The sequence below is a fragment of the Streptomyces noursei genome, from assembly GCF_016917755.1.
GTDB classification, from domain to species: domain Bacteria; phylum Actinomycetota; class Actinomycetes; order Streptomycetales; family Streptomycetaceae; genus Streptomyces; species Streptomyces yunnanensis.
Map to the genome: position 1 here is coordinate 4,858,328 of NZ_CP070326.1, position 23,041 is coordinate 4,881,368.

At 73.2% G+C, this 23,041-nt stretch carries 20 protein-coding genes; 3 read left to right on the top strand and 17 right to left on the bottom strand.

Annotation, left to right across the window (positions count from 1 at the left end; all coding sequences use genetic code 11):
- Positions 1-2: 2 nt before the first annotated feature.
- On the bottom strand, positions 3-590 hold the full coding sequence (locus tag JNO44_RS21400) for a GbsR/MarR family transcriptional regulator (RefSeq protein WP_205365698.1): 588 nt from the start codon (positions 588-590) through the stop codon (positions 3-5).
- Between the two features lie 93 nt (positions 591-683).
- Between JNO44_RS21400 and JNO44_RS21405 the strand changes: the two genes are divergently transcribed.
- Together JNO44_RS21405 and JNO44_RS21410 are read left to right on the top strand one after the other, a co-directional pair.
- Positions 684-1,712: an ABC transporter ATP-binding protein gene (locus JNO44_RS21405; RefSeq protein WP_205365699.1), complete on the top strand. Its 1,029-nt coding sequence runs from the start codon at positions 684-686 to the stop codon at positions 1,710-1,712.
- Positions 1,709-3,346 carry an ABC transporter permease gene (locus JNO44_RS21410; protein ID WP_205365700.1) on the top strand — a complete coding sequence of 546 codons (1,638 nt, stop codon included), beginning with the start codon at positions 1,709-1,711 and terminating at the stop codon, positions 3,344-3,346. The genes JNO44_RS21405 and JNO44_RS21410 overlap by 4 nt, the downstream gene beginning before the upstream one ends.
- A 166-nt stretch (positions 3,347-3,512) precedes the next feature.
- Here the strand turns inward: JNO44_RS21410 and JNO44_RS21415 are convergent, their stop codons facing one another.
- The 14 genes from JNO44_RS21415 to JNO44_RS21480 form a co-directional block, all read right to left on the bottom strand.
- Entirely contained in the window at positions 3,513-4,169 is a 657-nt protein-coding gene (locus JNO44_RS21415) for a response regulator (protein ID WP_039634984.1), read from the bottom strand.
- Positions 4,166-5,533 carry a sensor histidine kinase gene (locus tag JNO44_RS21420; RefSeq protein ID WP_240167604.1) on the bottom strand — a complete coding sequence of 456 codons (1,368 nt, stop codon included), beginning with the start codon at positions 5,531-5,533 and terminating at the stop codon, positions 4,166-4,168. The genes JNO44_RS21415 and JNO44_RS21420 overlap by 4 nt, the downstream gene beginning before the upstream one ends.
- 74 nt (positions 5,534-5,607) lie before the next feature.
- Positions 5,608-6,411, bottom strand: a complete 804-nt coding sequence (locus JNO44_RS21425; protein WP_205365702.1) for an alpha/beta hydrolase family protein — start codon at positions 6,409-6,411, stop codon at positions 5,608-5,610.
- The gene (gene kynU, locus JNO44_RS21430) at positions 6,408-7,781 is read right to left on the bottom strand and encodes a kynureninase (RefSeq protein WP_240167605.1); all 1,374 of its coding nucleotides are present in this window, start codon (positions 7,779-7,781) and stop codon (positions 6,408-6,410) included. The genes JNO44_RS21425 and kynU overlap by 4 nt, the downstream gene beginning before the upstream one ends.
- Complete coding sequence (locus JNO44_RS21435; RefSeq protein ID WP_205365703.1) at positions 7,774-8,658, bottom strand: tryptophan 2,3-dioxygenase family protein; 885 nt, start codon at positions 8,656-8,658, stop codon at positions 7,774-7,776. Before JNO44_RS21435 ends, kynU begins: the two co-directional genes overlap by 8 nt.
- Before the next feature lie 200 nt (positions 8,659-8,858).
- Positions 8,859-9,272, bottom strand: a complete 414-nt coding sequence (locus JNO44_RS21440) for a DUF3151 domain-containing protein (RefSeq protein WP_039634978.1) — start codon at positions 9,270-9,272, stop codon at positions 8,859-8,861.
- Positions 9,273-9,443: 171 nt separating this feature from the next.
- Positions 9,444-10,994: an MFS transporter gene (locus tag JNO44_RS21445; RefSeq protein ID WP_205365704.1), complete on the bottom strand. Its 1,551-nt coding sequence runs from the start codon at positions 10,992-10,994 to the stop codon at positions 9,444-9,446.
- Between the two features lie 106 nt (positions 10,995-11,100).
- Complete coding sequence (fbaA, locus tag JNO44_RS21450) at positions 11,101-12,123, bottom strand: class II fructose-bisphosphate aldolase (RefSeq protein WP_067349553.1); 1,023 nt, start codon at positions 12,121-12,123, stop codon at positions 11,101-11,103.
- 249 nt (positions 12,124-12,372) lie between these two features.
- Positions 12,373-12,915, bottom strand: coding sequence for an orotate phosphoribosyltransferase (pyrE, locus tag JNO44_RS21455; protein ID WP_039634974.1), 543 nt, complete (start codon positions 12,913-12,915; stop codon positions 12,373-12,375).
- Between the two features lie 43 nt (positions 12,916-12,958).
- Entirely contained in the window at positions 12,959-13,804 is an 846-nt protein-coding gene (locus JNO44_RS21460) for an aldose epimerase family protein (protein WP_205365705.1), read from the bottom strand.
- Between the two features lie 55 nt (positions 13,805-13,859).
- Positions 13,860-14,795 carry an SRPBCC family protein gene (locus tag JNO44_RS21465; protein ID WP_205365706.1) on the bottom strand — a complete coding sequence of 312 codons (936 nt, stop codon included), beginning with the start codon at positions 14,793-14,795 and terminating at the stop codon, positions 13,860-13,862.
- A gap of 109 nt (positions 14,796-14,904) precedes the next feature.
- Complete coding sequence (locus tag JNO44_RS21470) at positions 14,905-16,668, bottom strand: polyamine aminopropyltransferase (RefSeq protein ID WP_205365707.1); 1,764 nt, start codon at positions 16,666-16,668, stop codon at positions 14,905-14,907.
- A gap of 134 nt (positions 16,669-16,802) precedes the next feature.
- The gene (locus JNO44_RS21475) at positions 16,803-17,321 is read right to left on the bottom strand and encodes a DUF2617 family protein (RefSeq protein WP_205365708.1); all 519 of its coding nucleotides are present in this window, start codon (positions 17,319-17,321) and stop codon (positions 16,803-16,805) included.
- Between the two features lie 455 nt (positions 17,322-17,776).
- Positions 17,777-18,100, bottom strand: coding sequence for a hypothetical protein (locus JNO44_RS21480; protein WP_235093737.1), 324 nt, complete (start codon positions 18,098-18,100; stop codon positions 17,777-17,779).
- Positions 18,101-18,310: 210 nt separating this feature from the next.
- On the opposite strand from JNO44_RS21480, the gene JNO44_RS21485 reads away from it, so the two are divergent.
- The gene (locus JNO44_RS21485; RefSeq protein WP_205365709.1) at positions 18,311-19,504 is read left to right on the top strand and encodes a pyridoxal phosphate-dependent aminotransferase; all 1,194 of its coding nucleotides are present in this window, start codon (positions 18,311-18,313) and stop codon (positions 19,502-19,504) included.
- A 90-nt stretch (positions 19,505-19,594) separates the two neighbouring features.
- Here the strand turns inward: JNO44_RS21485 and JNO44_RS21490 are convergent, their stop codons facing one another.
- Both JNO44_RS21490 and clpB read right to left on the bottom strand, forming a co-directional pair.
- Complete coding sequence (locus tag JNO44_RS21490) at positions 19,595-20,131, bottom strand: YbjN domain-containing protein (RefSeq protein ID WP_205365710.1); 537 nt, start codon at positions 20,129-20,131, stop codon at positions 19,595-19,597.
- A gap of 120 nt (positions 20,132-20,251) precedes the next feature.
- Complete coding sequence (gene clpB / locus JNO44_RS21495; protein WP_205365711.1) at positions 20,252-22,906, bottom strand: ATP-dependent chaperone ClpB; 2,655 nt, start codon at positions 22,904-22,906, stop codon at positions 20,252-20,254.
- Positions 22,907-23,041 lie beyond the last annotated feature (135 nt).

Genomic DNA, 23,041 nt, shown 5'->3' on the forward strand with positions numbered 1-23,041 from the left:
GGTCAGCGCCGCGTGGCCGGGCCGTTCTCCCGCGACGTGCCACCGGCCGCCCACCGGGTGGGCCCGTCCGCCTCGTCCGCCTCGTCCGTGCGGAGCTTTCCGAGGTGGTCGCGCCAGCGCGCCATCATGCCGACGAGCTCGTGCTGCATGAACTCCGTGAAGGCCAGCGTCTCGCCGAGCCGGCGGCCGGCCGCGCTGTCCGGGCCGAGGCTGTCCACGCCCTCCCGGAGTACGTCCTCCCAGCGGGTCAGGATGCTGTCCCGGCGGGCCAGGGCCTCGTACCACTGGTCGCTGTGGACGCGGTAGCGGTCGCGCCGGGAACCGGGCTCGCGCTCGCGGCTGACCATGCCCACCTGGGAGAGGTAGCGGATCGCGCCGGAGACGGCCGCCGGGCTGACCTGGAGCCGTTCGCCCAGTTCGGCGGAGGTCAGGACGCCGGAGTCGGACGCCAGCAGGCAGGAGAAGACGCGGGCCGGCATCCGCTGCATCCCGGCGTCCACCATCTGCGCCGCGAAGCGCTCGACGAACGTCAGGACCGCCTCGTCGTCGCGGGCCGGCCGGCCCGCTCCCCGCTCGTACTGCTCGCTCATGTCCGCATCATCTCCCCTGTTCAGCGCAACATCTCCAACTTTATATGGTTTCTTAACTTCACAAATTTATGAAGCTAGCGTACCTTCGAAATCATGACGAAGGCGATCCCTCCCTTCCCCGCGATCCGGGTGGCCGGCCTCCGCAAGTCCTTCGGCCGGACCCACGCGCTGGACGGCCTCGACCTCCGCGTCGAGCCCGGTGAGGTGCACGGCTTCCTCGGGCCCAACGGGGCGGGGAAGTCCACCACCATCCGCGTCCTGCTGGGGCTGCTGCGCTCCGACGGCGGCACCGCACAGGTCCTCGGCAAGGACCCCTGGCACTCCGCCGTCGAGATCCACCGCCACGTCGCCTACGTCCCCGGTGACGTCACCCTGTGGCGCAATCTCTCCGGCGGCGAGGTCATCGACCTCTACGGGCGGCTGCATCGAGGCAGCGGCGCGAAGCGCCCCCCGTGGAGGGGTGGCGGCGGGCGACGGGCGGGCCTGGACGCCACCCGGCGGGACGAGCTGCTGGAGCGCTTCGAGCTCGACCCCACGAAGAAGGGACGCACCTACTCCAAGGGCAACCGCCAGAAGGTCGCCCTGGTCGCCGCCTTCGCCTCCGACGTCGACCTGCTGATCCTCGACGAGCCGACCTCCGGGCTGGACCCGCTGATGGAGGAGGTCTTCCAGAGCTGCGTCGCCGAGGAGCGCGACCGCGGCCGCACCGTCCTGCTCTCCAGCCATGTGCTGTCCGAGGTCGAGGCGCTCTGCGACCGCGTCAGCATCATCCGCAAGGGCCGCACCGTCGAATCCGGCTCCCTGGGGGAGCTGCGCCACCTGACCCGGACCACCGTCGTCGCCGAGCTGGCCGGCCCGCCGGCCGGACTCGACGGGCTGCCCGGGGTCCACGGCCTCACCGTCCAGCCGCTCCAGGGCGGCCCGGCCTGCCGGGTCCGGCTCCAGGCCGACACCGACCGGCTGGGCGCGGTGCTCGGCCCGCTCGGCGCGGCCGGCCTGCGCAGCCTCACCAGTACCCCGCCCACCCTGGAGGAGCTCTTCCTCCGCCACTATCAGGACGACCTGCGCCCCGACGCCGGCCAACAGGACGGCGCCCGGCCCGCGGGGACGGTCGCCCGATGAGCGCCCTGGTCGCGCCCGCCGCCGTCCGCCCGGGCGATCCGCGCCATCTGGCGGGCACCGGCACCCTGCTGCGCCTGGCGCTGCGCCGCGACCGGCTGATGATCCCGGTCTGGGTGCTGCTCCTCGGCCTCTCCGTCGTCGCCACCGGTCCGTCCTTCGCGTCGCTCTACGACACCGCCACCAAGCGCGCCGAGCTGGCCGCGTCGATGAACGCCAACGGCTCGCTGCGGGCGCTGTACGGACCGGTCTTCGGCGACTCCCTCGGCGGTCTCGTCGCCTGGCGGATGGCCGGGTTCGGGGCGGTGCTGGCGGCCGTGATGAGCCTGCTGATCGTCATCCGGCACACCCGCGAAGAGGAGGAGGCCGGCCGCCAGGAGCTGCTCTCCGCCGCCGTGGTGGGCCGGCGGGCGCCGCTGACCGCAGCCCTGCTGGCGGCCCTGGTCGCGGACGCCGGGGTCGCCGTGCTGACCGCCGCCGGGCTCGCCGCGTCCGGCCGGCCGGTGGGCGGATCGCTGGCCCTGGGCGTCGCGATCGGCGGCACCGGCCTGCTCTTCGCCGCCCTGGCCGCGATCGCCGCCCAACTGACCGAGAGCGCCCGCTTGGCCAAGGGGCTGACCGGCGCGGTCCTGGGCGCCGCCTTCGCGCTGCGCGCCGCCGGCGACGCATCCGCCGACGGCGGCTCCCCGCTCACCTGGCTCTCCCCCATCGGCTGGGCACAGCACCTGCGCGCCTACGCCGGCGAACGCTGGTGGGTGGTCCTGCTCCTCGCCGCCACGACGGCGCTGGCGACCGCGGCGGCCTACGCCCTGACCGCCCGTCGCGACCTGGGGATGAGCTTCCTGCCGGCCCGCCCCGGCCCGGCCCGGGCGCCGCGCTCGCTCGGCGGGCCCACGGGCCTGGCCTGGCGGCTGCAGCGGACCACCCTGGCGGGCTGGACGGCCGGTCTCGCGCTCGCCGGCGCGGTGTTCGGCGGGATCGCCAAGGGGGCCGCGAGCCTGGTCGACGGCAATCAGCGGACCCGGGAGATCTTCGAGCGGCTCGGCGGACAGCAGTCCCTGACGGACGCCTTCCTGGCCTCGATCACCGGCCTGCTCGGCATGGTCGCGGCGCTCTACGCGGTGGGCGCGGTGCTCCGGATGCGCGCCGAGGAGACCGGCGGTCGCGCCGAGCCGGTCCTGGCGGGCGCGGTGGGCCGGCTGCGCTGGGCGGGCGGCCATCTGGTCATCGCGCTGGTGGGCACGGCCGTGGTGCTGGCCGCCGCCGGCCTGACCCTGGGGATCGCCTACGGCGCCTCGGTCGGCGATGTCGCCGGCGGCACCGGCCGGGTGCTGGCCGCGACGCTCGCCCAGGTCCCGGCGGTGTGGACGCTCGCCGCGGTGGCGATGGCCGTGCTCGGCCTGCTGCCCCGGGCCGCCGGCGCGGTCTGGGCGCTGACCGGCGGCTGCCTCGCCCTCGGCTGGTTCGGCCCGGTGCTGCGGCTGCCGCAGTGGGCGCTGGACCTCTCGCCGTACGGTCACCTGCCCAAGCTGCCCGGCGGGGCGGTGACGGCCGCGCCGTTCCTGTGGCTGACGGCCCTGTCGGTGGTCCTGATATCCGCCGGTCTGGTCGGGCTGCGCCGCCGCGACATCGGGTGAGATCAGCTGACATCTGCTGACATCGATTGACCTCAGCTGACGCCGGCCGGTGCCGGCCGCCCCGGTCGTGCGCCGTCGGAGCCGTAGCGGACTCCGGCGGCGCACTGTGGTCGACGGCGACGCCGTCCACAGGGTGTGGACAGCGTCGGAGTGGGCGGCGCCGTCGTCAGCCGCCCGGTGTCACCAGCCGCGCCTCGTAGGCGAAGACCGCCGCCTGGGTGCGGTCGCGCAGCCCCAGCTTCACCAGGATCCGGCTGACATGCGTCTTCACCGTCGACTCGGCGACCACGAGATGGGCGGCGATCTCGCCGTTGGACAGGCCCTGGGCCACCAGCACCAGGACCTCGGTCTCCCGTTCCGTCAGATCGCCGATGCGCTCCTGCGCCGGTGCGCGCGGCGAGCCCAGCCGGGAGAACTCGTTGATCAGGCGCTTGGTGACGGTGGGGGCGAGCAGCGCCTCCCCGGCGGCGACGATCCGCACGCCCTCGGCGAGCTGGCCGGCCGAGGCGTCCTTGAGCAGGAAGCCGCTGGCCCCGGCCCGCAGCGCCTGGTAGACGTACTCGTCCAGGTCGAAGGTGGTCAGCACCAGCACCTTGGCGTCCGCGTCGGCGGCGACGATCTCGCGGGTCGCCTCCAGGCCGTTCATCTCCGGCATCCGGATGTCCATCAGGACGACGTCCGGCTTGAGCAGCGCGACCTTCTGCACCGCCTGCCGGCCGTCCACGGCCTCGCCGATCACCTCGATGTCCGGCATGGCGTTGAGCAGCACGGAGAAGCCCTCGCGGACCATCACCTGGTCGTCGACGATCAGTACCCGGATCATGCTCCGTTCCCGCCCCTCGCGGTCTCCGCCGCCGTGTTCGCCGCCGGTAGGAAGGCCGCGACCTCGAAGCCGCCTTCCTCGGTGGCGTCGGCCGTCATCTCACCACCGAGCATCTGCACCCGCTCCCGCATGCCGAGCAGCCCGTGGCCGGCGCCCGGCGACGGCTTGGCGAGCCGGCTCGGGGGACCGTTGACGATCCGCAGCCCGATCCCGCCCAGGACGTAGGAGATCTCCACCCGTGCGTCCGCGCCGGGCGAGTGGCGCAGCGCGTTGCTCAGCGCCTCCTGCACGATCCGGTACGCCGACAGCTCCACGCCCTGCGGCAGCGGCCGGGCGGCCCCGGTGACCACCGACTCGACGGTCAGCCCGGCGCCCCGGACACTGTCCAGCAGCGCGTCCAGGCTGGCCAGCGTCGGCTGCGGGGCCTCCGGGTCGCGTTCGGCGAAGGCGTCCGGGTCCTCGGAGCGGACCACGCCGAGGATGCGGCGGAGTTCGGTGAGCGCCGCGACGGCGTTCTCCCGGATGGTGGCGAAGGACTTGGCGAGCTCGGGCGGCGGGTCGGTGACCCGGTACGGTGCGGCCTCGGCCTGAATGGCGATCACCGACATATGGTGCGCCACCACGTCGTGCAGCTCCCGGGCGATCAGCGCGCGCTCCTCCAGCAGGGTGCGGCGGGAGCGCTCCTCGGCGGTGACGCTGCGGGTCTCGACGACCTGCCTGCGCTCCTCCCGCCAGGCCCGGACCGCGGCGACGGAGACCAGGACGACGGCGGAGAAGAACGCCACCGGCGGCATGTCGCCCAGCGCACCGTTCCGGACGAGTACCGACACCACCGAGCCCAGCCCGAACGTGACCACCCACATCTCCACGGCCAGCCGCGGCCGGGTGCGCAGCACCACCAGCGCCATCACGGCCAGGTGGACGACGAAGGCGGAGCCCCAGACATTGGCGTACGACGAGAAGAACTGGGCGCCGATCGACTCCACGACGAACGCCAGCAGCGACAGCCAGAAGGCGCCCACCGGCCGGGAGAGGACCAGCACCGGCGGCACCGCCATCATCAGCGCAAGGACGACGTCCAGCATCTGCCGCGGTGCGCTGGCGCCGTAACCGGGCCCGACGGACCCCAGGAAGATGCAGGCCGCGAGGAAGGCGACGGCGCCGTGGGGGAGCCAGCGGGCCCAGCGCCGGGCCCGCTCCGGCAGCCATGACAGCCGCCGCGCCAGCTTGGCGTCGTCCAGTGGCGGAAGCGGGCGGAAGGCGAAGGCACCGACGAACAGGTCCTGGCGCACGGTGTGCAGCACGCCGTGGACTATCCGCGCCTCCGAGTGCAGGTCGCCCTGCCTCTGAGTCGTCTTGTTCACGCACACCACGGTAATCAGCAACGGCCCGCCGGGCGTCCCCACCGAAGCGGATCTGCCGGCGTCCGTCTCAAGTACTACGCGGCGCCGTCGGGCCCCGCGCCCGCCGTCCCCGCGGAGGTCGGACCGCCGCACAGCAGCCCGAGCAGGGTGCGGAAGGCGTCGGTGCCGGGCGTCAGCGGGGCGTAGTGGCCGGTGCCGGGCAGTTCGCGCAGCGCGGTGGCGGCGGGGTGCGCGGCGGCGTAGCGACGGGAGAGGTCCGGCGGGACGTCGGGGTCGGCGGTGCCGTGCAGCAGCGTGACGGGGACGCCGGCGGGCGGGTGGCGGACCGGGTCGGCGTCGGCCAGCCGCCCGGCGAAACCGGGCCCGGCGCCGAGCAGCTCGGCCACCGCGCCGCCGCTGAGCCCCAGCTCGTGGGCGCGGGCGAGGTCGGCGACGGGGGCCACGGCGACGACCCGGGTGACCGGGCCGGGGTGGGCGGCGGCGAGCAGCGCGAGATGGCCGCCCGCGGAGTGCCCGACGAGCACCAGCTCACGGGGCGGGCCGCCGGGCGCCGCCCCGGCGGCGGTCGCGGTCGCGACGGCCGCCGTGACGTCCTGGAACGTCTGCGGCGCACCGCCGCCCGCACCGACCCTGCGGTATTCGGCGAGCGCGACCGGCAGCCCGCGCCGGGCCAGCTCCGCCGCGCACGGCGAGAGATGGCGCCGGTCGTACGCGGCCCGCCAGAACCCGCCGTGCAGCAGGACGACGAGGGGCCCGGTCCCCGGCCACCGCCCGTACAGGTCCACGACCTGGTCCGGGTGCGGGCCGTAGGCGACCGTGCGGTCCGGCGCCACCGGGGCGAGCCCCAGCAGCGCCGCCTCCTCGTCCGCCGCGCTCACCCGGCGTCGCCGCCCGCTGCGGACTCCTGCCCCGCGCCGGCCGACTCCGGCGCCGACGCCGATTCCGACCCTGACGCCGACTCCGCCGCGGCCTGCTCCCGCAGCACCTCGCCGAGCACCCACGCCGCCCGCTCCGCGTCCGCGAAGGTGGTGTAGAGCGGGGTGAAGCCGAAGCGCAGCACGTCCGGCGGCCGGAAGTCGCCGACCACACCGCGCCGGATCAGCTCCGCCATCACCTCACCGGCCACGGGGGCACCCCTCTGCGCGGCCGCGGAGGAGCCCCCGGGGGAGCATGCCAGCGAGACCTGGCTGCCGCGCCTCCGGTGCTCGTGCGGGGTGACCGAGCGGACCCGGCCGGGCGGCGCGTACTCCGACACGCACTCCAGGAAGAAGTCGGTCAGCGCCAGGCTCTTGGCGCGCACGTCCTCGATGGCGACGCCCTCCCACACCTCCAGAGCCGCCTCCAGGGCCAGCATCGAGAGGATGTCGGGGGTGCCGACGCGACCGCGCAGGACGCCGTCGGCCGGGGTGTAGCCGGGCTCCATCCCGAACGGGTCGACGTGCGAGTTCCAGCCGGGCAGCGGCGACTCGAACCGCTCCTGGAGGCTCTTGCGGACGTAGAGGTACGCGGGCGAACCCGGGCCGCCGTTGAGGTACTTGTAGGTGCAGCCCACCGCGAGGTCCACCCCGCACGCGTCCAACGCGACCGGCAGCGCACCGGCGCTGTGGCACAGGTCCCAGACCGCCAGCGTGCCCGCACTGTGCAGCGCGGCGGTGATCGAGGTCATGTCGTTGAGCTCACCGGTGCGGTAGTCGACGTGGTTGACCAGCGCCAGCGCGGTCCGCTCGGTGACCTCGTCGGCGATCCGCGCGGGCTCGACCGGCCGCACCGCGAGGCCGGCCATCCGGGCCGCGGAGCGGGCGATATAGCCGTCGGTGGGGAAGGTCGTGGCGTCGACCAGGATCTCCGTGCAGCCCTTGCCGGCCATCCGGATGCCGCCGGTCACCGCCTTGAAGACGTTGATGCTGGTGGAGTCGCCGACCACCACCTGGCCCGGGGCCGCCCCGATGAGCGGGGCGATCTTCTCGCCGATCCGCTCGGGCGCGGTCCACCAACCGGCCTCGGTCCAGGAGCGGATGCGCAGCTCGCCCCACTCGTGGCGGATCACCTCGGCGATCCGGTCGGGCACCGACCGGGGCAGCGCGCCGAGCGAGTTGCCGTCGAGATAGACGGTGTCGTCGAGGACGAACCTCTCGCGGGTCGTGGTCAGCGGCCCGGCGGCGTCCAGTTCGGCGGCGCGGATCGCCGCCTTGCGCGACCCGGCGGCGGCCGGGCCGGGGCTCTTCGGGGTCTCACGGCTCTCAGACATGGCTTCGCGCCGTCCACAGCTCGGGAAAGACGTTCTTGCGGGCCCGCTTCTCCAGCCAGGCGACTCCCGCGGATCCGCCGGTACCCATTTTCGCTCCCATCGCCCGCCGGGTCGCCACCAGATGGTCGTTGCGCCAGCGCCAGACCAGCTCCGCGACATCGGTCAACAGCTCACCGAGCCGCGCGAGTTCGGAGTCCTGCGCGCCGGCGAGGATGGCGGCCCAGACCTCCTCGACCGCCGGGTCCGACTCGTAGCGCTGGGTGGGGTCGCGCCGCAGCACCGTCTCCGGGATCGGGTGGCCCCGGCGGGCCAACAGCCTCAGCACCTCGTCGTACAGGCTCGGTTCGTGCAGTGCCTTCTCCAGTGCGGCGTGGTCCTGCGGGGAGCCGCGGTGCGGCACCAGCATCGACGCGGACTTCTCGCCGAGCAGGAACTCCAGCCGCCGGTACATCGCGGACTGGAAGCCGCTGCCCTCGCCGAGCGCGGCGCGGTAGGCGTTGAACTGCGCGGGCGTCAGCCGGGCGAGCGGTTTCCAGGCGGCGTTCAGCGCTTCCAGCTCCCACGTGGAACGGCGCAGCGCGTCCATCGCCACCGGCAGGTCGTCCCGACGCAACGCGTCGGCGGCGGTCGTCCACTCGTGGACGATGACGGTGAACCACAGCTCCATCACCTGGGTGGTGACCAGGAAGACCATCTCGCCCGGGTCGTCGGACTGGAGGTGCTGGAGGTGGGTGAGGGCGCTCGCCTGGACATAGTCCTCGTACGGGGTGGCGGTGCCGGCGCCGATGCTCAGGTCGGGGCCGAACGGCGGGTCCGCCTCGGCGGCCGCGGTATCCGGGGCGCGGTGCGCGGGGTGGGTGGGAGACGGCTGCGACATGAGGGACTCCTCAGGTGCGAACTACCGGGTAGCGGTCCGCTCCTTCCTTCTCGGCTCGGGAGCCCCGGTCCCCTCGGGCGCGGGATGACCCGGCCCACTGGAAATCATCGGCGCTGCATCACCACCGCGCAAGAGCCGGCGCACGCCCGCGGCCTCCCGGACCGCCCGCCCCGGGAGGCGGGGCGGGCGGTCGCGGCGGCTCAGGAGAGCGTGTCGGCCGCGGTCGGCGAGGAGTCGCGGAGGAAGGTCGTGCAGCGCTCGTACTCCTCCTGCTCACCGATCGTCTGGGCGGCGCGGGCGAGGGCGTGCAGCGCGCGGAGGAATCCGCGGTTGGGCTCGTGCTCGAACGGCACCGGGCCGTGGCCCTTCCAGCCGGCCCGGCGCAGCGCGTCCAGGCCGCGGTGGTAGCCGGTGCGGGCGTAGGCGTAGGACTCCACCACCCGGCCGGCCTCGAAGGCGTCGTCGGCCAGCTGGGCCCAGGCCAGGGAGGAGGCCGGGTACTTCGCGGCGACATCGGCGGGCGCGGTGCCCGAGGCGAGCATCTCGCGGGGCTCCGGGTCGTCGGGCAGGTGGGTCGGGGGCGGTCCCCCGAGCAGGTTCTCGTGAATGGGCATGGGTCCAGTCTGCCCGTTCACTGCGCTTGGCCGGCCGCCCACGTTGTCGGCGTTCCCCCCGTGGGGTTCGCCCTTTGCGCCTGCGGCGCCTGTCCGCTGCGCGGGGCTGGCCGGCTGGCACCTCCCGTTGGTGGTCATGAAAACGGTGGGTCGGGGCGCGTGCCGGTGGGCTTATGCGGGTGGGTGGTTGGGGGGAGGGGTGGGTTCCGTGGTGTGTTCGCCGGGGTCCAGGGGTGGGGCGGCCACGCCGCAGTGGTAGGTGCACTCGGCGTGGCACGGCTCCGTGGCCTCGGGTTCCGTGGCGTGCAGGACGTCGCCGCGGACGGACAGCCAGGCGATCAGCGCGCCCGCCAGCAGCACTCCGGCGCACAGCGGCATGGCGCGGCGGAAGGCCGCCTCGAACGCCGGGGCCGAGCGGTACGCCTCCGGGCCCATCCCGGCGAGGAGGGGCAGTGCGGCCACCGCCATCAGGCCGGCGGCCCGGGCCGCCGCGTTGTTGATGCCGCTGGCCAGGCCGGCCCGGTCGACGTCCACCGACGCCAGCACGGTGGCGGTGAGCGGGGCGACCAGGGTCACCATGCCGGCGCCCAGCACCACCAGTGCCGGCAGCACGTCGACGACGTAGGACGCGCCGGGGCCCACCCGGGTCATCAGCAGCATGCCGACGGCGCAGAGCACCGGGCCGACGGTGAGCGGGATGCGCGGTCCGATCCGTTGGCCCAGCTCGCCGGAGCGGGCCGACAGCAGCAGCATCAGCACGGTGGTGGGCAGCAGCGCGGTGCCGGCCTGGAGCGCCGAGTAGCCCACGACGACCTGGAGCTGGAGCACGGACAGAAAGAAGAAGCCGCCGAACGCCGCGTAGACGCACACCGTCACCGCGTTGACCGCGGTGAACTGGCGGATGGCGAAGATCCCGGGCGGCAGCATCGGATCGGGTCGCCGTCGTTCGAGGCGGAGGAAGAGCGCTCCGAGCAGGATCCCGGCCACGGCCGGCACGATCACCGCGGGTGTGGCGCCCCGGCCGGGCGCCTCGATCAGCGCGTAGCTGACCCCGGCCAGCGCCAGCGCGCCCAGGACCGCCCCGAGCACGTCGAATCCGTGTGCCCCGTCGGCGCCGCGCTCGCGGGTCTCGGGGACATGCCGCAGCGCGATCGGCACGCAGGCCGCCGCCAGCGGCACGTTGAGGAGGAACACCCATCGCCAGCCGGCGCCGTCCACCAGCCAGCCGCCGACGAACGGGCCGACCGCCGCCGCCACGCCGCCCAGACCGGACCAGGCGCCGACCGCCCGGGCCCGGTCGTCGGGGTGGAACACCGCCTGGATCAGGGCCAGGGAGCCGGGGGTGAGCAGCGCGCCGCCGATGCCCTGGAGCGCGCGGGCCGCGACCAGCACCCCGGCGTTCGGTGCCAGCCCGCACAGCAGTGAGGCCGCCGCGAACCAGATGACGCCGATGACGAAGATCCGGCGCCGGCCGTACCGGTCGCCGAGCGATCCGCCCAGCAGGATCAGCGAGGAGAGGGTGAGCATGTAGGCGGTGACGGTCCATTGCAGGACCGCCAGATCCGCGTTGAGGTCCGCGCCGATCCTGGGCAGCGCGACATTGACGACCGTGCTGTCCAGCATCGCCATCCCCGAGCCGAGGACGGTCGTGGCCAGCACCCAGCGGCCCTGCGGCGAGGCCAGCCTGACCCGCCCCGGCTCGCTCCTGGCCGGTTGCTCCATACGGTGAGCATGCCCCGTTCCACGGCCACCCGCTCACCGGCGGCCCCGGATGCCGAAGGGCCCCGCAACCGGTACGGCTGCGGGGCCCTTCAGGAGCCATGGGCGCTTACTTCAGCTTGGTGCCCGTGGAGCGCAGGTTGGCGCACGCCTCGCTGACGCGCTTGGCCATGCCGGCCTCGGCCAGCTTGCCCCAGCTGCGCGGGTCGTAGGTCTTCTTGTCGCCGACCTCGCCGTCGACCTTCAGCACACCGTGGTAGTTGCGGAACATGTGGTCCGCGACCGGGCGGGTGAAGGCGTACTGGGTGTCGGTGTCGAGGTTCATCTTGACCACGCCGTTCTCCAGCGCGGTGGCGATCTCCTCGGCGGTGGAGCCGGAGCCGCCGTGGAAGACGAAGTCGAACGGCGACGCCTTGCCGTACTTCGAGCCGACGCCCTCCTGGAGGTCCTTCAGCAGCTCGGGGCGGAGCACGACGTTGCCCGGCTTGTAGACGCCGTGCACGTTGCCGAAGGAGGCGGCGAGCAGGTAGCGGCCCTTCTCGCCCAGGCCCAGCGCCTCGGCGGTGCGCAGCGCGTCCTCGACCGTGGTGTAGAGCTCGTCGTTGATCTCGTGGGTGACGCCGTCCTCCTCGCCACCGGTCGGGGTGATCTCGACCTCAAGGATGATCTTGGCGGCGGCGGCGCGGGGCAGCAGCTCCTGCGCGATGCCCAGGTTGTCCGCGAGGGTCTCGGCGGAGCCGTCCCACATGTGCGACTGGAAGAGCGGGTTGCGGCCGGCCTTGACGCGCTCCTCGGAGATCGCGATCAGCGGGCGGACGTAGCCGTCCAGCTTGTCCTTGGGGCAGTGGTCGGTGTGCAGCGCGACGTTGACGTCGTACTTCTCGGCGACCACGTGCGCGAACTCGGCGAGCGCCACCGCACCGGTGACCATGTCCTTGTTGTGCTGACCGCCCAGGAACTCCGCACCACCGGTGGAGATCTGGATGATGCCGTCGCTCTCAGCCTCGGCGAAACCGCGCAGCGCCGCGTGCAGCGTCTGCGTGGACGTCACGTTGATGGCCGGGTAGGCGAACTTGCCTGCCTTCGCCCGGTCCAGCATCTCGTTGTAGACCTCAGGGGTTGCGATGGGCATCTGTCCGCTCCTTGTGTGTGCGGGGTGTGCGTTCTTGGCCCTGACCAGGGGGCGACGACTTCGCCGTGGCACATACTCCCAGACTCACCGACTTGCTCCACATCGCCCGTACGGCCGCGGGCTCCAGGGAAGCGCCGTTTCACGTGAAACGGCGCCCGGTGTTTCACGTGAAACCCTGCTCCCCGTTTCACGTGAAACACCGGATTCCCGGCAAAGCCACAGGTCAGCGAGAACGACCCGATCGTGTCGTCAGCTCAGGCCGAGGTCGTCGAGCTGGTAGCCGGTGAGGTAAGGGAGCCCGGCGTCGGCGATGGCCGAAGCCGCACCGCGGTCGACGATCGTCGCCACTGCAACCACCTCGGCGCCGGCCTCCCGCGCCGCCTCGACGGCGGTCAGCGGCGAGCCGCCGGTGGTGGAGGTGTCCTCGACGACCAGGACCCGGCGGCCCTTGATGTCCGGGCCCTCGATCCGGCGCTGCATGCCGTGCGCCTTCTGCGCCTTGCGGACGACGAAGGCGTCCAGCCGGCGGCCACGGGCCGCGGCGGCGTGCAGCATCGACGTCGCCACCGGGTCGGCGCCGAGCGTCAGCCCGCCGACCGCGTCGAAGTCCAGGTCGGCGGTGAGGTCGAGCATCAGCTGACCGACCAGCGGCGCCGCCTGGCTGTCGAGGGTGATCCGGCGCAGGTCGATGTAGTAGTCGGCCTCCTTGCCGGAGGAGAGCGTCACCTTGCCGTGCACCACGGCCTTGTCCTTGATCTGCTGCAGCAGCTCGCCGCGCACGTCGTCAGTCATGCGCACGAGCTTAGGACAGCGCCCCCACCCCGGCGTCCGCCGGCTACAGGGCGCGCCAGCTCCAGGTCGTGGAGATCTCCAGCGGATCGATCGGGGTGACCAGGCGCGGGGCGGTGTTCAGTCCGTTCGGCGGGCCGGACTGCGGCTCCACGCAGACCGCGGCCTCCTGCTCGTCGTAGACCACGACCCACTCGGTGCGGCTGGACACCGTCAGCTCCAGCCGCCCCGGCCAGGTGAGCGTCACCTCGACCCCGCGCGACATCCCGAAGCAGTCGTCCCAGGGCCCGGGCTTCGGGGTGATCCGGCGACCGGTCGGAAGGTGGTCCGGCCCGCGCTCCTCCTGCCACTCGGGGGCGAAGTCGATCTGCACGTCCTGGCCCTCGCCGAGGTTGCGCAGGAACCACGGGTGCCAGCCGGCCTGCGCCGGGAAGGAGTCGCCGGTCGCCTCGACGCCCATGGTGAGGGTGAGCGAACCCCCGTCCTCGGCCAGCTCGACGACCTGGGTGACGGTCCCCGGATAGGGCCAGGGGGCCGCGGGATCGGTCAGCCCGTAGGTGAAGGCGGCCGTGGTGTCGTCGGTCCGCGCGGTGCGCCAGCGGAGGTTGCGACCGGTGCCGTGGATGGCGTGCGGCGGGGAGTTGACCGGCATCTGGTGCAGCTCACCGCCGTTGCGGAACCGCCCGTGGTCGATCCGGCCGCACCACGGGACCATCGGGAAGCAGCCGTACTTGTCGCCCTGCCGCAGCAGCTCCGTGCCGCCGACGCGCAGGCTGTCGATCCGGCAGCCGTGGTCAGGGTGGACGGTCAGTTCGGTGTCCCCTGCGGACAGCCGTACGCCGTCCGCGCCGCGCTCCCGCGCCGCGCTCTGCGTGGTGTTCTCGGTGCTCACGGAAGCGACCCTAACGGTGCCCCCACCCGCCCGCCGGGACCCGGGCGGCGCCCGGTCACCGGCGCCGCCGCAACACCCGCCCGACGACCACGGCCGAGGCCAGCACCACCGCGGCGGCGGGGGCCGCCCAACGCAGCGGCAGCGAGCTCCCGCCGGTCTCCGGCGCGGGCACCGGCGCGTACCGGCCGCGCGGCGGGGCGTGGTCCACCTCCTCCGCGCTGCGCCCGATCATCGTCCGGCGGGCGTGCGCGGCCTCCGCGGGCGCGTCCCCGGGGAGTTCCTCCGGACCGCCGGCCGCGTCGAGCCCGTCCTCGTCGTCGTCCGCGGCGAAGGCGTCCGCGGCGATCTCGTCCGACGCGTCGGCTTCCGGTTCGTCCGGGTCGGCCACCACATCGACGTCGTCCTCCGCCGCGCTGTGCGGATCCAGCGAGGAGGGCGGGACCTCGGTGTCGAAGATGCTCTGCGACACCGGCCCGGGGGCCTCGTCCGGAGCCTCGTCCGGGGCCTCCGCGATCGGCCGGTCCGTCAGGTCCGCCGCGAGGTTCTCCGCGAAGCGGTCCAGCAGGCGCCGGCCGGCGGTCGCCGCGGTCTGCCCGTCGACCGCGGCCAGCCGGCCCTCGCTGCGGACCGTGCCGGTGCACACCAAGGTCGTCCCGGGACCGGGCTCGGTGGCCGGGACCAGCCGCACGGTCAGCGCCAGCGCCACCGTCCCGTCGCCCCGCGTCTCGGCGCCGCTCGCCTCGACGGTCACCGGTGCGGCCGCGTCGCCGGTCCCGGCGGGGCCGTCCTCCGGGCCGTCGCCGACCGTCAGCGCACCGCGGTAGGTGATGGTGGAGCTGCCGACCCGCAGCCGCAGCCGGCCCTCGGGGCGGTGCGGGACGGCGTCGGCATCGAGTTGGACTCCTGGGACACAGCGCGCCACGCGCTCCGGTTCGGTGAGCGCCTGCCGCACGGTCCCGACGGGAAACGGGACGTACACCTCATGCTCCATGGCATGGGAGCCTACCCAGCACCCCCGCCGCCCGTGCCCGCTCCGGCGCGAACTTTCTGGTGCGGGCCCCGGACCCGTCCCGTGTCCCGCTGCGGAGCGGGCGTGCCGGTCACTGGAGATACCGGGGATGCATCAGCGTCGAGGGCGGCAGTCCGGGGATCCGCTCGCGGGCCGCGCCGCGCCAGCCGGCCCGCACGGCGCTCAGCGGGACGACGGTGGGCGGGGCGTCCGGGACCGCGCCGAGCCGGGGCGGTCGCCGGGCGGCCAGCACGAAGCCCCAGTACCCCGCCCCGTCCGGCGGCACGGCGGAGGGCCGCTGCCGGCCGAAGGACCGCGCCGCCGACGGTCGGTCGTCGGTGCCGGGCCCGTCCTGCGGGGCGACCCAGCGGTCCGGGCCGCCCGAGAAGTCCGACGGCCGGCCGGGGATCCGGTACGGCAGGGTCCGCAGGCCCACCGAGCGCAGCGTCGCCTCCACCGTCCAGTACGTCCGGGCCCGGGCGCGCGGCGGCCCGGCGTGCACCACCAGTCGTCCGTCGGCGGCCAGCACCCGGGCGGCGAGTCCGTAGAACTCCTGGGAGTAGAGCTTGGTGCTGGCGGTGATCCCGGGGTCGGGGAGGTCGGAGACGATCACGTCGTAGCGCTCCGGCCGCCGGCCGGCCGGAGGGCCTTGGCCCCGCAGCCAGTTGAAGGCGTCGGCGGTGACGACCCGCACCCGGGGATCGTCAAGGGCATGGCGGTTGAGGGCGGACAGTCCCGGGTCCGTGCGGGCCAGCCGCACCACCTCGGGGTCGATCTCGACGACCGTCACGGACCGGACCGCGCGGTAGCGCAGCAGCTCGCGCACGGCCATCCCGTCGCCGCCGCCCAGGACCAGCACCCGGCCGTGCGGGCCGCCCGACATCGCGGGGCCCACCAGCGCCTGGTGATAGAAGCGTTCACTGTCCGAGTTGACCCTCAACCGCCCGTCGAGGAACAGCTCCAGCGGTCTGCCGGAACCTTTCCTCCCCCGTCCGGAACCCGCCCCGATCTCGCGCGGATCGCCCGTGCCACCGGTCAGCACGACCTCCTGGACGGCGGTGCGCTCCGCGACCCGGGCCGCCGCCCCGTACACCGCCCGGCGCGCGGCCCGCTCGAACGGCCCGGCCAGCGCCACACCGGCGCCCAACAGCGCGAGCACCAGCACATTGACGCCGACCAGCACCCACCGCGCACGGGTGGTCAGATCGCGGCCGAAGAGCCACAGCACCAGCACCGCGCCGGCCAGGAGATTGACCGCCCCGGTGACCAGCGCGCCCGTCAACTGCCCCAGGCGGGGCAGCAGGAGGAAGGGGAAGGCCAGCCCGCCGACCAGCGCGCCGATGTAGTCCGCGGCGAACAGGTCGGCCACCGCCCCGCCCGCGTCCTGCCGGCGCACCCGCTGGATCAGCGTCATCAGCAGCGGTATCTCGGCGCCGATCAGCACGCCGATGCCCAGCGAGAAGCCGACGAGCGCGGTGCGGGACTGGCCCAGCCAGGCGAAGCAGGCGTAGAGCGCCATCGCGGAGCCCCCGCCGACCAGCGCCAGCACCGCCTCCACCGCGCCGAAGCCGACCGCGGCCCGGCAGCGCAGCCGCTTGGCCAGCAGCGCCCCGACCCCCATCGCGAAGACCATGAAGGACAGCACCACCGACGCCTGGGTGACCGAGTCACCGACCAGGTAGCTTGCCAGGGCGACCAGTTCGAGCTCGTAGACCAGGCCGCAGGCCGCACAGACGAAGACCACGACGAGCACCAGCAGCCGACCGAGCCCGGACGGCACCGGCAGCCGGGCCGGCGTCCGGACCTCCGGCGGCCCGAGCGTGCCGGCGACGAGGGGCTCTGGCGGGTCGATCATGACATGAACGCTACGTGACGATTCAGTGCCCCTATGTCACCCACACGAGTGCAGTGTGCGTGCCCCGCACACCAGTTGAGCCGTGTACGGAGTCGTGCACGGAAAGGTGCGGCAGGGCCCGGGGACGACCGCTTTCAGGCGGCGACCATCGCCCGCACCCCCACCCGCGTACGGGTGACCACCAGCCGCCCTTCCTGTGGGTACGCATGCCAGGTACGCCACCGCACCTGCCCCTGCTGACGCTGCGCCAACATCGCGGTGAAGGCGTGCGGCGAGCCGGGGAAGGTGCCGGCGAGGCCGTGCGGATGCTCGGCGACCAGCGCCAGCAGTTCCTGCGCCCGCCCCGCGAACGAGCCGTGCGAGAGCGTCTCGACGTGCGCGGCGAACTCGTACTCCCAGTCGCCCAACCGCTTGGCCACGCCGAGCGGCAACGGGGTGCTGCTGCCCGGCATGCAGGCGACGGTCTCCGAACAGGTGCCGTGCTCCTCTTCGAGCAGCACCTGATGGGACGCCCCCAGCAGCCTCAACTGCACTCGGGCGTCGTCGAGTTGAAGATTCAGTACGGCCAGTGCCGGCAAGGGTTCCCTGCCCAGCGCCCAGGCCAGATCGGATGCTCGGGTATCGGTATACGCCGTGTTCAGAGTGGTGAGCATGGGTCGGCTCCGCAAGCACGCAGTGGATGGTGGGCCGGCCCGCGCGAGAAAGGGATCAGGGATGAATGACCGCCTGCCGGCTCGTGCCCACGCGAAGGTCCGAGAACTGGGGGATTCTCAAGGGAGAGGGAATCACGGATGGCGTAGCACCCACAGCGTTTTTACCCATCTTCGCCCTGGTTTCCATCCCCTAGAGGGCCATGCAGTTCACCTGTTCAACACCCCATCGCACAAATATCGGTGGGCGGTTTTGCGCCATGCGCCGGGAGCATATGCAAGGCCGCATGGGCTGCCCGCATGTGTGCCGGAACGGGCCCCCGAAAGACCGCCGGACGAGGGCCGGACCAGCCCGGAGAAGCAGCGGCGCCCATGACCGCGGACGAGCGCGTTCCGCGGTCATGGGCACATATGCACGAGCGCCTGCGGGGGTGCCTCAGCGCCCCCTGGCGCCACTCTCAGGAACCGCCGCCACAGCCGCCGCCCCCGCCGCAGGAGGAACCCCCGCCACAGGAGTGCCCGCCGTGATGGCCGCCCCCGCCGCACGAGGAGTGGTGATGGTGGTGTCCGCCGCCCGAACCGGAACCGGTGTCACCGCCGGCGACCCACCAGCTGCCCCCGGCGCCGGCGGCGGTGCTGCCGCCGGACCTCTTGTACCCGCTGTAGCCGGCGTACTTCCGGCTCCCCTTGCGGGAGCCGCCCCGCGCGGCCACGATCACCACCGTCAGCAGGGCGATCGCCACCCCCACGCACACCGCGATCACCGCGAATCCCAGAATCACTGCCGCACACTCCTTCCGTCCCCCGAAGCGTGGGGGTACCTCCCACGCCCTTCAGGCAGTGGGGGAGCCTAGCTCCGCCCGCGGCCCGTGCGCCGCGAGGCCGCCCTGGCCGGCGGCCGTCTTCGTCGTCAGTGCAGGGCTGATGCCCCGGCCCCGGGCGGCTCAAAGCACAGTTGAGGAACTCCAGAGGTTCGGCGGAGGATGGCGCGCATGGACCGACCGCTGCTCAACCACCGCCTCGCCGCCTTCGGCACCACGATCTTCGCCGAGATGTCGGCGCTCGCCCAACGCACCGGCTCCATCAACCTCGGCCAGGGCTTCCCCGACACCGACGGTCCGGAGGAAGTCCGGGAGGCGGCGGTGCGCGCCCTTCGGGACGGCCGCGGCAACCAGTACCCGCCGGGACCCGGCGTCCCCGAGCTGCGCGCCGCCGTCGCCGCCCACCAGCAGCGCTTCTACGGGCACCTCGGACTGTCCTACGACCCCGACACCGAGGTCCTGGTCACCGCCGGCGCCACCGAGGCGATCGCCGCCTCGCTCCTGGCCCTCCTCGAACCGGGCGACGAGGTCATCGCGCTGGAGCCGTACTACGACTCGTACGCCGCCTGCATCGCGATGGCCGGCGGTCGGCGCGTCCCGGTGACGCTGCGCCCGTCCGCGGAGACCGGCACGTACCGCCTCGACCTCGACGAGCTCCGTGACGCCATCACCGACGACACCCGCCTCATCCTGCTCAACACCCCCCACAACCCCACCGGCACCGTCCTGTCCCGCGACGAGCTCGCCGCCGTCGCCGCGCTGGCCGTCGAGCGCGATCTGCTGGTCATCACCGACGAGGTCTACGAACACCTCGTCTTCGAGGGGGAGCACCTGCCGCTCGCGTCGTTCCCCGGCATGCGCGAGCGGACCGTCACCATCGGCTCGGCCGGCAAGACCTTCTCGTTCACCGGCTGGAAGGTCGGCTGGGTCACCGCCGCCCCCGCGCTGATCACCGCCGTCCGCTCGGCCAAGCAGTTCCTCACCTACGTCTCGGCCGGCCCCTTCCAGTACGCCGTGGCCGAGGCGCTGGCCCTCCCGGACTCCTACTTCACCGGGCTCCGCGACGACCTGCGCGCCAAGCGCGACATCCTCGCCGCCGGCCTGGCCGACGCCGGCTTCGGGGTCTACCGCCCGGCCGGCACCTACTTCATCACCACCGACATCCGCCCCCTCGGCGCTGTGCTGTCCCACGAGGGGGACGGCTTCGCCTTCTGCCGCTCCCTCCCCGAGCGCGCCGGGGTCGTCGCCATCCCCAACGCCGTCTTCTACGACCACCAGGACCAGGGCGCGCCCTTCGTCCGCTTCGCCTTCTGCAAGAGCGTCTCGGTCCTGGAGGAGGCGGCGAGCCGGCTGAAGCGGCTGTAGCCCCACGGCGCGGGCGGGCGCCGCAACGACGCGGGCCCCGGAACCGAGGGCGTCGGTTACGGGGCCCGGGCAGCCGGAGGCGGACGGGGGTCAGTCCTCGTCGTCGCCCGGCTTCTCTTCGGAGTCTCCTTCGATCTCGGCCTCCAGACCGAGCTGCTCGACGATCCACCTGTCGAATTCGATCGAGGCACGCACCCAGCTGACCGTGCTCGACACGAAGTGTTCGAGCGAGACACCGGTGCCGACCAGCATCGATGCCTCACCGATCAGACGGACGCTGCCGTCGTCGTGGGTGTGGGTGTACACCTTGGGCCAGAGCGTCCGACGGTTCCAGTCGTCGATCGCCTCCAGCAGCTTCAGCTTCTCTTCGATGCCGTGGACGCGGTCGTAGAACGTACGGACGGAGAAGATCTCCTGCTCCGCCTCACCACGGAACATGAAGTACGTGCGGAACTGCTCCCACGGGGCGGCGAGGTCACCCTCCTCGTCGACGACGTACTTCAGCTCCATCTGCTCAAGGAGCTGCTTGACCAGGTCCTGGTCGGGGACGACGGGACCATCAGGCCCCGACGGCTGCGGTTCGGGCTGGCCCCCGAAATTCGGAATCGAGGACGGGTCGATGCTCACCGTGGAATTCCCTTCGTATGGTCCCTGCCATCCTCCCCCATACGCGCCCGGTCCTGGCAAGCCCGGAACGGCGGACGGGCGCGTACGGGGGCGGCGGGTCACCCCGCGCGGACCGGCGCGTCAGGCGGCGGGGCGCACCGCCGCGACCGACAGTCGCTCACCGTCGCCGTCCACATCCACCCGGACGGTGTCCCCGTCGAGCACGTCCCCGGCCAGGATGGCGCGCGCCAGCTGGTCGCCGATGGCCGTCTGGACCAGGCGGCGCAGCGGGCGGGCACCGTAGGAGAGGTCCGGCGCCGGGGCGTCCACGACCGGCTGCCGGCCCAGCCAGGCGAGCCAGGTCAGCGCCCGGGCGGTGACGTCCAGGGTGAGCCGCCGGTCGCCCAGGCGGCGCTGGAGGTGGTCCAGCTGGATCCGGGCGATCCGCTCCAGCTGGTCCGTGCCCAGCGGGTGGAAGACGACCAGGTCATCCAGCCGGTTGAGGAACTCGGGGCGGAAGGCGGCGCGGACCGTCTCCAGCACCTTCTCCTTCTTCTGCTCCTCCTTCAGCAGCGGGTCCATGAGGAAGTTCGAACCGAGGTTGGAGGTGAGGATGAGGATGGTGTTGCGGAAGTCGACGGTGCGGCCCTGGCCGTCGGTGAGCCGGCCGTCGTCGAGCACCTGGAGCAGCACGTCGAAGACCTCGTGGTGCGCCTTCTCCACCTCGTCGAGCAGGACGACGCTGTAGGGGCGGCGACGGACCGCCTCGGTGAGCTGGCCGCCCTCCTCGTAGCCGACGTAGCCGGGGGGCGCGCCCACCAGCCGGGCCACGCTGTGCTTCTCGCCGTACTCCGACATGTCGATCCGGACCATCGCCCGCTCGTCGTCGAAGAGGAAGTCCGCCAGCGCCTTGGCCAGCTCGGTCTTGCCGACGCCGGTCGGGCCGAGGAAGAGGAACGAGCCGGTGGGCCGGTCCGGGTCGGCGATCCCGGCGCGGGAGCGGCGCACCGCGTCGGAGACCGCGGCGACCGCCTCGGTCTGGCCGATCAGCCGCTTGCCGAGCTCCTCCTCCATGCGGAGCAGCTTCTGGGTCTCTCCCTCCAGCAGGCGCCCGGCCGGGATGCCCGTCCAGGAGCCGACCACGTCCGCGATGTCGTCCGGGCCGACCTCCTCCTTGACCATCGACTCCTTGGCGCCGCCGCCGGAGTCCTTGGCCGCCTCCTGCTCGGCCTCCGCCTCGGCGGCCTCGGCCAACTCCCGCTCCAGGGAGGGAATCTCCCCGTACAGCAGCTTGGAGGCGGTGTCGAAGTCGCCGTCGCGCTGGGCGCGTTCGGCCTGGCCGCGCAGGTCGTCGAGGCGCTCCTTGAGCTCACCGACGCGGTTGAGGCTCTGCTTCTCCTTCTCCCAGCGGGCGGTCAGGCCGCGCAGCTCCTCCTCCTTGTCGGCGAGGTCCTTGCGCAGCTTCTCCAGCCGCGCCACGGAGCCGGCGTCGGTCTCGTTGCGCAGCGCCAGCTCCTCCATCTTCAGCCGGTCCACCGCGCGCTGGAGCTCGTCGATCTCGACGGGCGAGGAGTCGATCTCCATCCGGAGCCGGGAGGCGGCCTCGTCGACCAGGTCGATGGCCTTGTCGGGGAGGAAGCGGGAGGTGATGTAGCGGTCGGAGAGGGTGGCCGCGGCGACCAGCGCGGAGTCGGCGATCTGGACCTTGTGGTGCGCCTCGTAGCGTCCCTTGAGGCCGCGCAGGATCGCGACGGTGTCCTCCACGGTCGGCTCGGCGACCAGCACCTGCTGGAAGCGCCGCTCCAGCGCCGGGTCCTTCTCGATCCGCTCGCGGTACTCGTCGAGCGTGGTGGCACCGACCATCCGCAGCTCGCCGCGGGCCAGCATGGGCTTGAGCATGTTGCCCGCGTCCATGGCCGAGTCGCCGCCGGCGCCCGCGCCGACGACGGTGTGCAGCTCGTCGATGAAGGTGATGATCTGGCCCTCGCTGGCCTTGATCTCGGCCAGGACGGTCTTCAGCCGTTCCTCGAACTCGCCGCGGTACTTCGCGCCGGCGACCATCGCGCCCAGGTCGAGGGAGACCAGCCGCTTGTTGCGCAGCGACTCGGGGACGTCGCCCTTGACGATCCGCTGGGCCAGCCCCTCGACGACCGCGGTCTTGCCGACGCCCGGCTCGCCGATCAGCACCGGGTTGTTCTTCGTCCGGCGGGAGAGCACCTGCACCACCCGGCGGATCTCCTGGTCCCGGCCGATGACCGGGTCGAGCTTGCCCTCACGGGCCGCCGCGGTGAAGTCCGTGCCGAACTTCTCCAGCGCCTTGTACGTGCCCTCCGGATCCGGGGTCGTCACCCGCTGCCCGCCGCGGCTCGCCTCGAAGGCGGCCAGCAGCTTCTTGGCGGTGGCGCCCTGCTGCTCCAGCAGCTCACCGGTGCGGCCGCCCTTGCTGGCGATGCCGATGAGCAGGTGCTCGGTGGAGAGGTAGGCGTCACCCAGGTCCTTGGCGCGCTGGGCGGCGTCGGCGATGGCGGCGAGCAGCTCGCGGTCCGGCTGCGGCGGGGCCACGGTCGAGCCCTGGACGCTGGGCAGCCCGGCCAGCTGCCGCTCGGCGCCGGAGCGCAGCTGCGCGGCGTCCGCCTCGACGGCCGCCAGCAGATCCATGATGTTCTCGTTGTCCTGCCCCGCGAGCAGTGCGAGCAGGAGATGCGCGGACGTCATGTCCGCGTGCCCGGCGGCCACCGCCCGCTCACTGGCGGCGCTCAGCGCCTCCCGGCTCTTGTTGGTCAGCTCGGCGTCCACGTCTGCCTGGTCCTCCTCGTGTCCTCGTGCGATCCGGCGCTCGGCGCGCTTCCCTATCCCAATCCTGCCTTGGTTAACGTGCGATAAGTTGAGTCTATTCCACTCAAGGCGCTCGCTCACGCCTGCGGGTGAAAA